This is a genomic window from Delftia tsuruhatensis, from assembly GCF_903815225.1.
GTDB classification, from domain to species: Bacteria; Pseudomonadota; Gammaproteobacteria; order Burkholderiales; family Burkholderiaceae_C; genus Comamonas; species Comamonas tsuruhatensis_A.
The window spans coordinates 2,081,297-2,094,809 of record NZ_LR813084.1 but is presented as its reverse complement, the minus strand read 5'-3'; the positions used below and the strand labels follow the sequence as shown (position 1 = coordinate 2,094,809).

Genomic DNA, 13,513 nt, shown 5'->3' with positions numbered 1-13,513 from the left:
GCCCGCATCCCAGGGAACACCCCTAGCATTTCAAGCATCGAGATAACGCAGTTGCGAAGGCTCGATGCCCAGGCGCACGGGCGTGCCCGTGGGGAACATGGCGATGCCCGCATAGTGCGCCTGGTCGGCCACCACGGCCACCTCGCCCACGCGCACGCGGTAGCGCGAGAACTCGCCCAGGAATTCGGCGCTCTCGATCTGTCCCTGCACCCACACGCGCGAGGCATCGCCGGCATCGTCGCTGACCGCGATCTGCACCTGGTGCGGCCGAAAGGCCAGGGCCGCCCGGCCCGGCGCGGGCGGCTGGGCCGGGCGCGGCAGGCTCAAGGTGCCCAGGCCGGGCACCTGGAAGGACAGCGTCTCGCCACCGGCCGCCAGCACCTCGCCCTCCAGCACATTGGCGGTGCCGACGAAGCCGGCGACGAAGCGGTTGACCGGATAGTCGTACAGGCCCGCGGCCGAGCCCACCTGCTGCAGCACGCCCTTGTCCAGCACGGCCATGCGGTCGGCCGTGGTCATGGCCTCCTCCTGGTCATGGGTCACGAAGATGGTGGTCAGGCCCAGCTTGCGCTGGAGGTTCTTCAGCTCTTCGCGCATCTGCACGCGCAACTGCTTGTCCAGGTTGGACAGCGGCTCGTCCAGCAGCAGTAGCTTGGGCGCGATGACCACGGTGCGCGCCAGCGCCACGCGCTGCTGCTGGCCGCCCGACAGCTGGCCGGGCCGGCGCTGCGCGTATTGCGACAGGCCCACCAGCTCCAGCACCTCGCCCACCTTGCGGCGGATGGTGTCGTGGCTTTCGCGGCGCTCGACCAGGCCGAAGGCCACGTTGTCGAACACCGTCATGTGCGGCCACAGCGCATAGTTCTGGAACACCATGCCGATGTTGCGCGCATGCGGCGGCACGCCAGTGATGTCCTGCCCGCCCACCAGCAGCTCGCCGCGCTGGTGCCGGTTGAAGCCAGCGATCAGCCGCAGCAGCGTGGACTTGCCCGAGCCCGAGGGCCCCAGCAGCGCGAAAAACTCGCCGGGCTCGATCTTGAGGTTGACGTCGCGCAGCACTTCGTTGCTGCCGTAGCTCAGGCTGATGTGCCGGCATTCGAGGGAAACAGGATCCAGGTGCATGGCGGTTCACTCCGAAGTCGATTGCACCGTGGCGCGCGAGCGCTCCACGAAGCGGTGCGAGAAATACGTGCCCAGGCCGACCACGACCACGGCCAGCACGCCCAGCGCCGCGCCCGGACCGCGCCCGGAGATGCTCTGCATGTACAGGTAGATGCCGTAGCTCATGGGCGCCTGGCTCTGGGCCGAGGCCAGCATGATGGTGGCCGACAGCTCCACGGCCGCCGTGATGAAGCTGGTCACGAAGCCGGCCAGGATGCCGCCGGCCATCAGCGGCACCATCACGCGGCGGATCACGCCGATGCGGCTGGCGCCCAGGCTTTGCGCGGCCTCCTCCAGCGAGATGTGGACCTGCTGCAGGGCCGCCATGCACGAGCGCAGCGCATACGGCAGGCGCCGCACCGCGTAGGCCAGCATGATCAGCACCCAGGTGGTGACGATGGGCGTATCGGTGAACGGCAGGTCCGCGCCCTTGAACATGCGCAGATAGCCGATGGCCAGCACCAGACCCGGGATCGCCAGCGCCACCGAGGCCAGGTAGTCCAGCCACTGGCGCGCGGGCAGCCGGGTGCGCAGGATCAGGTAGGCGATGGCCGTGCCGATCACCACGTCCAGCCCCGCCGCCAGCACGCAGTACAGCAGCGTGTTGCCAATCATGTAGCCCGAGTCGGTGAACACCGTGGCGTAGTGCTCCAGCGTGTAGCTGTCGGGCAGCACCGAGAAGCTCCAGACCTTGGAGAACGACATCAGCAGGATGCCGATGTGCGGCGCCAGCACCACCAGCAGCACCAGGGCGATCCAGCCATGGGCCAGCAGCGCCTCCCAGGCCGACAGCCGGCGCTTTTGCAGCGCGCTGCCGCCCTTTTGCAGCGTGGCGTAGTCCTTGCCCTTCATCACGCGCGCAGCCAGCCACAGCGCGACGATGGAGAACGCGATCATGATCACGCTGATCACGTAGCCCAGCGGGTCATCGAGCCCCACCGAGGTGATGCGCAGATAGGCCTGGGGCGCCAGCATGTTGGTCACCCCCATCACCAGCGGCGTGCCCAGGTCGTCGAACACCTTCACGAACACCAGGGCGGCGCCCGCCAGGTAGCCCGGCATGGCCAGCGGGAAGATCACGCGGCGGAACAGCCGGAAACCGCGCGAGCCCAGGTTCAGCGCCGACTCCTCCATGGCGCCGTCGATGTTGCGCATGGCCGCCACCAGGTTCAGCAGGATGAACGGGAAGTAGTGGATGCTCTCCACGAAGATCACGCCAGTCAGCCCTTCCATGATGGGGACGGTGACACCGAACCAGTCATCCAGCAGCAGGTTGACCGAGCCGCTGCGCCCGAAGATCAGCTGCAGCGCCACCGCGCCCACGAAGGGCGGCATGATCAGCGGCAGCACGCCCAGCGTCTGGATCAGCAGCGCGCCCCGGAACTCGAAGCGCACGGTCAGGTAGGCCAGCGGCACGGCAATCAGGCTGGCGAAGAACACGCTGGCCACAGACACGCCCAGGCTGTTGAAGAAGGACTCGCGAAACACGCTCTGGCCGAAGAAGTTGCCGAAGTGGCCCAGCGTGAGCCCGCCGGCCTCGTTGACGAAGGCCGTGTAGATCACCATGCCCACGGGCACGATGAGAAAGGCCAGCAGGAAGGCCAGGATCAGCAGGAAGGCCGTCCAGGGCCCCCAGCCCGCCAGGGCCAGGCGGCCGCGCGCGGGCGGCAGGGGCCGGGCAGCGGCCTGCCCCGCCTCCAGGGATGTGGTGGTCATGCAAAAGCTCCGCGATGAAGGAAAGGGTGCAGCGAAGCCGGGAACACGCCCCGCTCCGCCGACCGGCTGCGCCTACTTGGCCAGTGCGCGCGCCTCGGCGGCCAGCTTGCCCGCGCGCTCATAGTTGGCGCGCGCCTTGTCGGCCCACATCTGCTCCAGGCCCGTCAGTTCCTTGGACACGGCCACGTCGCGGCGGCTCTTGCGGAACAGCTCCAGGAACTGTTCGTCCCGGACATTGGCCTCGCCCACCAGCGGCGAATAGGCGATGTCGCGCGCCTGGGCCAGCAGTTCCTGCCCCCTGGCATGGGGTTTGGCCTGCAAGGCTTTCTGGGCCTCCTGGATGGCGCGCGTGGCCGCCTGCAGCTCCTTGAGGCGGAAGGTCACCATCTGGTCGAACAGGCTGATCACCACCGCATAGCGCGACTCCGACAGATTGGCGTCGAACTGCACCTTGGCGCGCTGCGCCACCTCCTGCGGCACCGGGTAGCCGGCCGGCGCCTTGAGCTGGCTGTAGGGCAGGATGGGCAGGCGGCTGATCTTGGGATCGAACAGCAGCTGCTGGCCCGGCACCGACATGGTGAAGGCCATGAACTTCTTCGCTTCGTCGGCGTTCCTGGCGCCCGCGATCAGCGCGATGTTGGCCGGCACCACGGCCGTCATCGCCGGGTAGGCGAAGTCCACGGGAAAGCCCGAGTACTTGCCCGCCAGCCCGAAGAAGTCGATCACGATGCCGATGCCGTACTGGCCGTTGTTCACGCCGTCGGGAACGGCGAAGCTGCGGTCCGTCACGGCGGCGGCATTGCCCATCATGGACAGCAGCTGGCGCCAGCCCTTGTCCCAGCCCTCGCCCTGCAGGATGGTCTCCACCGTCAGCTGCGTGGTGCCCGATCGCGACGGCGAGGAAATGGCGATGTGGCCGAAGTACTCGGGCCGCGTCAGGTCGCTCCACTCCCTGGGCGCGGCCAGCTTGTGCGCCTTCAGGTAGCGCGTGTTCCACATGATGCCGTAGCCGGCCAGCGCCTGGCCGTAGTACAGGCCTTGCGGGTCGTTGAGCGGGTAGTTGCCGATCCTGGCGGGTGCGGCCGGATTGCGCGTCTCCGGCGCCGCCGCCAGCAGCTTGTTGCGCGCCAGCACCTCGAAGGCATCGGGCGCGCTGGCCCACATGATGTCGGGCCGCTGGCCCTCGGGCAGCTCGCGCACATAGGCCACGGCAGCCGTGGTGTTCTTGTTCAGGATCTCGACCTTCACGCCCGGGTTGGCCGCCTCGAAGGCCTTCTGGTAGGCCGTGGTCAGCTCCTTGGGAAACGAGGTCAGCACCGTCACCGTGCCGGCCTGGGCCGCCAGCGCGGCGCCCCACAATCCCGCCGCCATCGCGGCGCCCAGCCATCTGCCTTGCTGCATTGCTGTCTCCTTGGGTCGTTGTCGTGCGAGTCCACTGTAGGCAGCCGGTGGCAGGCGCGCCAATCATTGTTTCTGATGCCGCGCATCAGCGGTGGCGGTGGGCGGGTTAACCCGTCCGGGTCCGCATCCACAGGGAAATCCCGCGCCCGCCGCTGTCCCGCCCCTGACTGCTGCACAGCAGCAAAACGGAATAATCGACGGCATGCTGCAAGCCCCCTCTTCCTCCCCATCTCGCACTGCCTCTTCTGCCGCGGCCGCCGACGAAGCGCCCATCTATGTCCCCATCCGCCCCTGGCGTTCACGCATGGTGCCCGTGCGGACCCTGGAGTACCACGTGCGCGAATGGGGTCCCGTCGATGGCGACCCGACGCTGGCGCCGCTGGTGCTGGCCCATGGCTGGATGGATGTCGCGGCCTCCTATCAGTTCGTGGTCGATGCCTTTGGCGACGCCTTCATGGCGGGCCGGCGGATCATCGCGGCCGACTGGCGCGGCTTCGGGCTGAGCCGTCCTGCGGGGCCCTGCGACCGCCACGACTTCGCCGACTACCTGGGTGACCTGGACCATCTGCTGGACACCCTGGTCGGGGACACGCCCGTGGACCTGGTGGGTCACAGCATGGGCGGCAATGTGGCCATGATGTATGCGGGAGCACGACCGCAGCGCATACGCCGACTGGTCAACCTCGAAGGCTTCGGCATGCCTGCCACCCGGCCCGCGCAGGCGCCCAGGCGCTATGCGCAGTGGATGGATGAGCTGCGCCAGCTGCGCAGCGGCGAACTGACGCTCAAGAGCTATGCCGGCGTGCAGGAAGTGGCCCAGCGGCTCATGAAGACCAACCGCCGCCTGCCTCGGGACAAGGCCCTGTGGCTGGCCCACCACTGGGCGGCGCCCAACGCCGAAGGCCGCTGGGAGATCCTGGGCGACACGGCGCACAAGCTGGTCAGCGCCCAGCTGTTCCGCGTGGACGAGATGCTGGCCCTGTACGCCGCCATCACGGCGCCCGTGCTGGCCGTGGAGGCCAGCGACGACAGCCTGGGCATGTGGTGGAAGGAGCGCTATACGCTGGCCGAATACCATGAGCGCATCCGCCAGATCCCCGACTGCCGCACCGCCGTGGTCCAGGATGCGGGCCACATGCTGCACCACGATCAGCCGGCCGCCGTGGCCGGGCTGATCGAAGGTTTTCTCACGGTCTGACCGGTATCGACAGGCAGTCTGGAGCCGCCGGCGCGGGCCCTCACTGCGGGCGCAGCATCATCGAATGGCGCCAGCGCGCCGGCGCCATCTGCAGCGGCCGGTAGCGGCCGCCTGCCCATTCGGCCGACATGTCCGCATAGCGGCTGGACAGCGCCAGGCCGCTCTGGCCGGTCTGGTAGATGAACAGCGAGCGCTCGGGATCGGCCAGGTCGTAGATGGCGCGCAGCGAGGCCGCATGGCGGTTGGCGAAAGGCGCGGCGGCATCGCCCGGCAGGTACTGGCCGACGTTGACCGTGTAGCTGTCCCCTCCCGAGGGCACGCTGACATTGAACACGCCCGACAGCAGTGCCACCGCGCCCAGCGGCCGGTGGCTGCTGAGCGCCGGATGCGCCCGGCCCCAGGCCCAGCGCCCCATGTCACCGCCCTGCCCGGCCTGCAGGCGCGCCAGCGCCCGGTCCATCGCCTGGCCGACCTGCGCCGCACAGCCCTGGGGCGCACACCACCATGCGTCGCGGCGCTCCAGGATGCCTTCGATGCCCGCGCGGTAGTCCCGCTTGCCATAGGTGGCGGCAAAGACTTGCGTGCCGATGCGGGGGATCACCAGGCCGCGCGTGAGTTCATCCACCCAGGCCGCGAAGATCAGCGGCGCGGCCTGCCCGGCGTGCATGTGGCCGTCGAACCGGGCCAGCACCTGGCGCGCCTGGGCGGCCAGGGGATGCGAGGCCGGGGCCTCATCCAGGGCCTTGAGCAAGGGCACCAGCAGGGCGCGGGCGGCCAGTGACGTCTGGTCATTCTGTATCGCGGCCATGCTGGCCACGTCATGGCGCGGCCTGGCCTCGATCAGGTCCGTGATGCGCTGGTGGCGGTAGGGCAGGCTCCAGTCCTGGGTGAGAAAGTGGGCATAGTCCGGCGCGGTGACACGCTGGTTGGCCGTGGCCACGAATCCCCGCGCCGCACCGTCGTCCTGGGGTGTCTGGTCGTAGGGCAACCAACCCTGCCAGTCGTAGCGCGCATCCCAGCCAGGGGCCGGCGCCACGCCGCGCAGGTCGTTGTCCGCCGCACGCAGCGGCACCCGGCCCGCGGCCTTGAAACCCATGGCGCCGTGCACGTCGGCGGCGACGATGCTCTGCATGGGCGAGTGGTAGTCGGCAAAGGCCTCGAACAGCTGGGCCACGGTACGCGCCTCGTTGGCGCGCAGGCCGGCCTGCACGGTGAGGTTGTCGGTGTCCAGGGCCGCCCAGCGCAACGCCACCGCGTAGCGGCGCTTGTCCAGCACGGACTCGTATTGCGGCTGCACGTCGCTGATCACCGGACCGTGGCGCGTGCTGCGCAGCGTGAGCTGCACATCGGGCCGGCCCTTGACCTTGATGCGCTCGCTGCGCACGGCGAAGGCCTGCCAGCCCTCGGGCGTGCGATAGCGTCCCGCGTCGGCAGGGTCGATCTGCTCCAGGTACAGGTCCTGCACATCGGGATTGGTGTTGGTGAAGCCCCAGGCCACTTCGCGCGTGCGCCCCAGCACCACGAAGGGCAGGCCCGGCAGGGTGGCGCCCACCACATCGATGGGCGACAGCGGTGTTCCATCCTGCGCCTGGCCCGCGGGCGATTGCAGGCGTGCGTAGTACCAGATGGCGGGCGCGCTCAGGCCCAGGTGGGGATCGTTGGCCAGCAAGGGCTTGCCGCTGGCCGTGCGGCTGCCCGACAGCACCCAGTTGTTGCTGCCCTTGCCATCATTGGTGCCCGCATCGCGCACCATGTCGCGGGACCAGCGGGACCAGGCATCGTCCAGATCATCCGCGGCGGCCATGGCCTGCACGGGCATGCCGGAAGCGGCCTGTGCCTGCGCGTCCTTGCGGTACACGCCCAGGCCCCGGTAGAGCGCCGCCAGGTCGGTGGCCGTGGCCGGCGCCTCCCCGGGATAGGCTGGCATGAGTTGCCACAGCTGCTGCGTGTCCAGCCGCGACAGCATGGCCAGCCGCGCGAACTCGTTGCCCCAGTTTCCACCCAGGTCCAGGGCCATCATCAGCGCCCAGCCCACGCTGTCCTCGGGCGCCCAGGCCGAGTTGTCACCCCCACCCGGCACGGTATCGAGCAGCATGAACTCGGGGCCCAGCGGATGGTGGCGCATGGGCAGCGCGGCATAGAAGGCGGCAATGCCTTCGCTGTAGGCCTGCAGTGCCTCGCGCGCGCTGGCCGACAGCGAGGCGTACTGGCGCCGGGCCGCGCCACGGATGTCCAGCGCACGCATGAGCTTGTCGGTATCCAGCGTGGCGGGCCCGAGGATCTCGGACAGCGTGCCGTGCATCAGGCGGCGGTTGAATTCCAGTTGCCAGCCGCGCTCCTGCGCATGCACATGGCCCAGGGCACGCCACAGGTCCTGCGGCGAATAGGCGCTGATATGGGTGATGTCGGCGTCGTCGCGCCGCACGCGCACGGGTTGCTCCAGGCCCGCCAGCGTCAGTTGCCCATCCAGCGCCGGCTGCACGCGCACGGCATAGATGGCCAGCGCACTGCCAGCCAGCAAGGCCGTGCCGACGGCGCCGACGGCTGCCACGGTCCACCACCGCGAGTTCAGGATTCGCATGATTCCCATTCTTTTCCCCGCCCTCTGCATTGCTTGTTCGTTGTGTTGCAGTTTGTAGCATATGCGCGGGGCCACCGCTCACATTCCTCACGCTGCGGCTTGCGGCGACAATCAGCCCCCGCCCCGCGCAAATGGATGCAGGGCACCAGACCGGAAGAACGAGGAATGTGGCCTTTCAGCCTCTTGAAAAAGCTCAGCCAGGACCCGCCCGTGGGCCAGCCCCGCGGTGACTACATCGGCTGCTACCTGCTGGGAACCGAGGCACCGGGCCAGGCCGGTGTCAGCTATGTCTCCCTTGCCACCACGCGCGAGCAACTGGAAGCCGACGCGCGCGCCTATCTGGAAGGCTTCGTGCACGACCACCCTGAAGCGGCCGACGCCGACCTGGCCGCCATCCAGTCCCTGCTGGAGCACCTGCCTCGGCGCCTGGACACCCACCTGTCCGGCGACATGCGCGCGCCCCTGGCCGAACAAGGCGGCACCGTGCTCTTCCTGCGCACCGGCATGCGCGCCCGCCGCAAGGAAAACGGCCGCTATCTCGAATAGCGCCAGCAAGCCGGACAACGCCCCGCAGGCACAGGGCACAGCACCCAAAACCGGCGCACCCTAAAATCAGGGACGCCGAGCAAGAGCCGCCTCGCGGCGAGGGCGTCGTCCCCCTCCCTTGCGAAGCAAGTAGAGAGGGGGAAGGCGCGCAGCGCCTCAGGGGGAGTTCTGTTTATGCACATCCTGCCAGCGCAGCATGTCGGTCACGCGCTCGGCCTTGTCGTCGTCAAAGCCCAGCCGCTGCACGCGCTCGGCAGGATTGGCCCAGGTGCCGAACAGCAGGTCCCAGATGGGCAATCCATAGTTCTGCGCATGGTGGCCGTACTGATGGTGCACGGTGTGCATCTCGGGCCGCTGGATGATCCAGCCCACCCAGCGCGGCGTACGGATGTCGGCATGCAGGAACAGGTCGAAGGCGCCCGTCAGGCCGATGGCGAAGGCCGCCGCCAGCGGGCTGGCGCCCAGGACCCAGTAGCTGGACAGCGCGCTCAGCAGCACGGCCGCCGCCGTGTCCATGGGATGGGCGAAGAAGGCCGTGAGCGCCTCCACGCGCGGCGCGCTGTGGTGCAACTGGTGGAACATGCGCCACAGCGTGTCGGAGCGGTGCGTGGCGCGGTGCCACCAGTAGAAGACGAAGCTGGTCAGCAGGAAGCTCAGTCCGCCCACGGCCCAGGCGGGCCAGCGCCCGCCCACGTCGAACAGGGCATGGCGGCGTATGGTGTCGGAGAACAGGTGGCCGACAGCCAAGGTGGTGGCCAGGGTGCCCAGGCCCAGCAGCGTGGACAGGAGCAGCCAGCGCCGGTCGCAGTGGTTGCGCGAGGCCGGTGCGATCACCTCGCGCGTGAAGATGCCCACGAACATCAGCGCCAGCAGCGGATAGGCCGCGAACTCCCACATGTCCTGCGTTCCCCCGGCCTCAGTGCACGTGGCCCCAGTAGATCAGCGCGTCGCGGCCCTCGACCGACAGCGACACGGGCGCGCCCACGGGCAGCACCACCTTGGTCGGCACATGGCCATAGGGCAGGCCCTGCAGCACGGGCGCCTTGACCTGGCCGCGCAGCCAGTCGATGACGGTCTGCAGCTTGAAGCCCTTGTCGTGGGAGCTGAGCTTGAACTCGCTGAACTGGCCGAAGATGATGGCCTTTTGCCGGGCCAGCACGCCGGCGTGCAGCAGCTGGGTCAGCATGCGCTCGATGCGGTAGGGATGCTCGCCCACGTCCTCCAGGAACAGGATGCCGCCCTCGATCTGCGGAAAATAGGGGGTGCCCAGCAGCGAGACCAGCACGGCCAGGTTGCCCCCCCACAGCGTGGCGCCGCCGCTGATGTAGAAGTCCTTGACCGCGGGCTTGCCGTCCGGCAGCAGGCCGATCCTGGGCATCTGCCAGCCCGCGCCCTCGCCCTGGCCGCTGAGCAGGTCGTTGAAGCAGTCCAGCATGATGTCGTCCACGCCGCCCTCGGCGTCGGCGCGGCCGAAGTCGTGGACCAGCAGCGGGCCGGCCCAGGTGGTGGCGCCGGTCTTGGCCAGCAGGGCCAGCGAGAAGGCCGTGAAGTCGCTCAGGCCCACGAAGCGCGTGCCACCCCCGACGGCCTTGGCCACGGCCTCGTACCTGATCTGCGGCAGGATGCGCGTGAGCCCGTAGCCGCCGCGCGTGGGCAGTGCCAGATCGGCACCGCTGGCCGCCGCGCGGTGGATGGCCGCCAGGCGCGTGGCGTCGTCGCCCGCGAAGCGCTGGTGGCTGCTCAAGGCGTCGGCGTCGATCTCGACCTGGTGGCCCATGGCCTCCAGGCGGCGCACGGCGCGCCTGAAGCCGGCCTTGTCACGCACGGCCCCTGCGGGCGAGTAGATGTAGATGTGGCGCGGACCCTGGTCATGCGAATGGCCGCAGCAGCTGCCATCGGCAGCGTGCACATGGTCGGATCCATGACCGTGACCATGGTCGTGATCGTGGGCCTGGCCTTCATGGCCATGCGCGCAGCAGTTGCCGTCAGCGGCATGCACATGTCCATGCGCCTGGTCTGTCGATGCGGGGGCGGCAGCCACTGCTGCCGGTTTGCGGGATGTACGCGATGGGGCCAAGAGGGTTCCATGCCGGCGACCGCCAGCATGCTCCGTATTGCAAAGGGAGTGAAGACAGGGCCTGGCTGGCGCACCCCCTGCAAGGGTCATGCGGTGCAGGCCTACGGTCGGAAGTATTCCACAGCGCCGGCCACCATGCCCGCCGCCTGCGGTGGAACCCAATGGCCGCACGGGGATAGCCGCAGCTGCCCTTCCTTCAATGACGGCAGTGCCTGTTGCCAGGCCTGGCGCCATGCATCGGCGGGCAGCAGCGGGTCATGTCCGCCCCCCTGCACCCACAGGCGATGGTGGTCGCTCCAGTGCGCCAGCAGCGCGGTGGGCAGCGGCGGCAGCCCGGCCTGCACGCGGGGCCAGGCCTGGAGCGCCGCGCGGTGGCCGGGCCGCGAAAACGGCAGGTCCCAGGCCCGTGCCTGCGGCGCTGCCTCGGCGCCAGCCTCGCACATGGCCCGCGCCACGGGCCAGGACGGCTTGCGCGCAGCCTGCGCAAACCATTGGGCATATGGCCACGGCACAGGACCGCCAGGCCAGGCATTCATGAGCCAGGCACCGACGAAGCGCTCGGGCAGGGCCTGCGCCACCGCCAGGCCCAGGTGCGCGCCATCGTCATGGCCCACCAGCACGATGCGCTGCACATCCAGCGCCTGCACCAGTTCACACAGCAGCTGCACATGCCAGGGCGCGCTGTGCGCCCTCTCCTTCTTGGGCTGGTCGCTGCGACCGAAGCCCGGCAGGTCGGGTGCGACCACGCGGTGCCCCGCCGCCAGCCAGCCCGCCAGCATGGGCTGGAACAGCCGGCTCCACGAGGGGCTGCCGTGCAGGCACAGCCAGGCCAGCGGCGCGTCGCGCGGGCCTTCATCGACCACGGCCATGCGCAGGCCCGCCAGCGCCGGCAGGTCACTGCGCCAGTGCGGCGCGGCAAAGTCCTGGAAGGACGCATCAGGGTGGCGCAGCGCCGTGTCCTTGAGTGGATGGGGCTGGGCGGCGCGCTGCTCGCCACGCCGGGCGCGGAAGAAGCCCGACATCAGGGCCGCGCATTCGTCACCCAGCACACCATGCGTCACGCGGGTGTGGTGGTTGATCTGCGGCAGGCCGAATACATCCAGCACCGAGCCGGCAGCCCCCGTGCGCGGCTCGGCCGCGCCGTAGACCACGCGGCCCAGGCGCGCGTGCAGCATGGCGCCACTGCACATGGTGCAGGGCTCCAGGGTCACATAGAGCGTGCAATCGTCCAGCCGGTAGTTGCCCAGCCGCGCGGCCGCGTCACGCAGCGCCAGTACCTCGGCATGGGCCGTGGGGTCGCCCTGGGCCACGGGGGCATTGCGGCCCCGGCCGACGATGGCCCCATCCTTGACGACGATGGCGCCCACGGGCACCTCGCCCGCCTCGGCGGCCGCCTGCGCCAGCTCCAGGGCCACGCGCATCCAGGCCTCGTCCTCGGCCTGCGGGCGGGGGGCGGATGCGCGGATCACGGCAGCGGCTTGCGCACGCCTTGCTCATAGTGGAAGAGCGTGACGGCAGGTGCCTGCAACTCCCCCTGGGGCGTGAAGGAGATGGCCGCCGTCACGCCCTCGTGCTGGATCTGGCGCAGATAGGGGATGTAGGCGTCGGGCCGGATGGACTCGGCGCGCACCATGGCCTGGGCCAGCACCATGGTGGCGTCATAGGCATAGGGGCTGAAGACCTGGTACTGGCCCGGAAAGCGCTGGTCATAGCGCTGCTTCCACGCCACGCCGCCCGGCATGCGCTCCAGCGGGCTGCCGCCCACGGCACAGGTCACGTTGCGCAGGGTGGGCGCGTTGCCGGCCTGTTCGGGCAGGCGCGGCGTGCACTGGCCGTCGCCGCCCAGGAAACGCACTTTGTCCATGGCCAGTTGCGCCATCTGGCGCAGCATGGGCCCGGCCTGGGCATCCAGGCCCCCGAAGAAGACGGCATCGGGCTTCTTGCCCTTGATGGCCGTGAGGATGGGAACGAAATCGGTGGCCTTGTCGCTGGTGTATTGCTTGTCCACGATCTCGATGCCCTGCTCGCGGGCTGCCGCCTCGAACAGCGCCACGACACCCTGGCCATAGGCAGTGCGGTCGTCGATGATGGCCGCGCGCTTGACGCCCAGCTTTCCCACCGCATGCGCGACCAGCGCATCGACCATGGCGCGGTCGTCGGCGATCACGCGGTAGGTGGTGTCATAGCCCGACTGGGTGATGGCGGGATTGCTGGCGGCGGGCGTGACCACGACGGTGCCGCATTCATGGTAGATGGGGATCGCAGGCAGGGTGGTGCCCGATTGAAGGTGGCCGACCACGGCCGCGACCTTCTTGTCGCACAGGCGCCGGGCCAGCGCCACCGCCTGGCCGGGATCGCCACCGTCGTCGCCGGCTTCCAGCTTCCAGCGCAGCTTGCGCCCGCCGATCTCCAGCCCCCGGGCATTGAGCTCATCCAGGGCCATGCGCACGCCGTTCTCCTCATCCTTGCCCAGGATGGCGATGGGGCCGGAGACCGGGCCCGCGTGGGCGATGCGCACCACGAGCGGCGCATCGGCCGGGCCATTCGGGCCACTTTGGCCGTTCGGGACGTGCGCTGGCGCGTTCGCCGCAGCAGCCGCCGGTGCGCTGGCGGGGCCGCTCGCCTGGCCGCTTCCCGGCTGCGCCCCGGCGGGGCCGCTGCCCAGCATGGCGCACAGCAGGGCCGGACCGGCCCACGGGAAATGGCGAATCAAGGCGTGCATGGCAACTCCCAGAAAAATGATCATTCAATGAAACAGGCGCTGCGGCTTGCGTGGCCCGCGTGGCGCGGCCTTGCCGCGACCGGAGCGCCGGCCCGGCGCCAAGCGCGTGCC

General features: G+C 69.5%; 10 protein-coding genes. 2 read left to right on the top strand and 8 right to left on the bottom strand.

All coding sequences use genetic code 11. From position 1 onward, the window contains the following. Positions 1-30: 30 nt before the first annotated feature. The 3 genes from L1Z78_RS09385 to L1Z78_RS09375 form a co-directional block, all read right to left on the bottom strand. Positions 31-1,116, bottom strand: a complete 1,086-nt coding sequence (locus L1Z78_RS09385; protein ID WP_234642135.1) for an ABC transporter ATP-binding protein — start codon at positions 1,114-1,116, stop codon at positions 31-33. A 12-nt stretch (positions 1,117-1,128) separates the two neighbouring features. After that, a complete protein-coding gene (locus tag L1Z78_RS09380) occupies positions 1,129-2,877 on the bottom strand; it encodes an ABC transporter permease (RefSeq protein WP_234641243.1) in 1,749 nt (582 codons plus the stop codon). 72 nt (positions 2,878-2,949) lie between these two features. Further along, a complete protein-coding gene (locus L1Z78_RS09375) occupies positions 2,950-4,278 on the bottom strand; it encodes an ABC transporter substrate-binding protein (protein WP_234641242.1) in 1,329 nt (442 codons plus the stop codon). 202 nt (positions 4,279-4,480) lie between these two features. Between L1Z78_RS09375 and L1Z78_RS09370 the strand changes: the two genes are divergently transcribed. Further along, positions 4,481-5,476, top strand: a complete 996-nt coding sequence (locus L1Z78_RS09370) for an alpha/beta fold hydrolase (RefSeq protein ID WP_234641241.1) — start codon at positions 4,481-4,483, stop codon at positions 5,474-5,476. 40 nt (positions 5,477-5,516) lie between these two features. On the opposite strand, the gene L1Z78_RS09365 is transcribed toward L1Z78_RS09370, so the two are convergent. Continuing rightward, positions 5,517-8,066: a penicillin acylase family protein gene (locus L1Z78_RS09365; RefSeq protein ID WP_234641240.1), complete on the bottom strand. Its 2,550-nt coding sequence runs from the start codon at positions 8,064-8,066 to the stop codon at positions 5,517-5,519. Positions 8,067-8,222: 156 nt separating this feature from the next. Here L1Z78_RS09365 and L1Z78_RS09360 point away from each other — a divergent pair, with 156 nt between their 5' ends. Next, positions 8,223-8,603, top strand: a complete 381-nt coding sequence (locus tag L1Z78_RS09360; RefSeq protein WP_234641239.1) for a hypothetical protein — start codon at positions 8,223-8,225, stop codon at positions 8,601-8,603. 156 nt (positions 8,604-8,759) lie between these two features. Here L1Z78_RS09360 and L1Z78_RS09355 read toward each other — a convergent pair whose 3' ends face one another. From L1Z78_RS09355 to L1Z78_RS09340, 4 genes are all read right to left on the bottom strand, one after another. Next, positions 8,760-9,500 carry a sterol desaturase family protein gene (locus L1Z78_RS09355; RefSeq protein ID WP_234641238.1) on the bottom strand — a complete coding sequence of 247 codons (741 nt, stop codon included), beginning with the start codon at positions 9,498-9,500 and terminating at the stop codon, positions 8,760-8,762. Between the two features lie 19 nt (positions 9,501-9,519). Then, complete coding sequence (locus L1Z78_RS09350) at positions 9,520-10,512, bottom strand: LD-carboxypeptidase (RefSeq protein WP_234641237.1); 993 nt, start codon at positions 10,510-10,512, stop codon at positions 9,520-9,522. A gap of 269 nt (positions 10,513-10,781) precedes the next feature. Continuing rightward, positions 10,782-12,149, bottom strand: a complete 1,368-nt coding sequence (gene tadA / locus L1Z78_RS09345) for a tRNA adenosine(34) deaminase TadA (protein WP_418921684.1) — start codon at positions 12,147-12,149, stop codon at positions 10,782-10,784. Beyond that, complete coding sequence (locus L1Z78_RS09340; RefSeq protein ID WP_234641236.1) at positions 12,146-13,402, bottom strand: branched-chain amino acid ABC transporter substrate-binding protein; 1,257 nt, start codon at positions 13,400-13,402, stop codon at positions 12,146-12,148. Before L1Z78_RS09340 ends, tadA begins: the two co-directional genes overlap by 4 nt. Positions 13,403-13,513: the final 111 nt, after the last annotated feature.

What these genes read in the sequence shown, in the direction of transcription:
- L1Z78_RS09380 (WP_234641243.1), bottom strand. Translation starts at nt 2,877, where the DNA reads ATGACCACCACATCCCTGGAGGCGGGGCAGGCCGCTGCCCGGCCCCTG.
- L1Z78_RS09375 (WP_234641242.1), bottom strand. Translation starts at nt 4,278, where the DNA reads ATGCAGCAAGGCAGATGGCTGGGCGCCGCGATGGCGGCGGGATTGTGG.
- L1Z78_RS09370 (WP_234641241.1), top strand. Translation starts at nt 4,481, where the DNA reads ATGCTGCAAGCCCCCTCTTCCTCCCCATCTCGCACTGCCTCTTCTGCC.
- L1Z78_RS09365 (WP_234641240.1), bottom strand. Translation starts at nt 8,066, where the DNA reads ATGGGAATCATGCGAATCCTGAACTCGCGGTGGTGGACCGTGGCAGCC.
- L1Z78_RS09360 (WP_234641239.1), top strand. Translation starts at nt 8,223, where the DNA reads ATGTGGCCTTTCAGCCTCTTGAAAAAGCTCAGCCAGGACCCGCCCGTG.
- L1Z78_RS09355 (WP_234641238.1), bottom strand. Translation starts at nt 9,500, where the DNA reads ATGTGGGAGTTCGCGGCCTATCCGCTGCTGGCGCTGATGTTCGTGGGC.
- L1Z78_RS09340 (WP_234641236.1), bottom strand. Translation starts at nt 13,402, where the DNA reads ATGCACGCCTTGATTCGCCATTTCCCGTGGGCCGGTCCGGCCCTGCTG.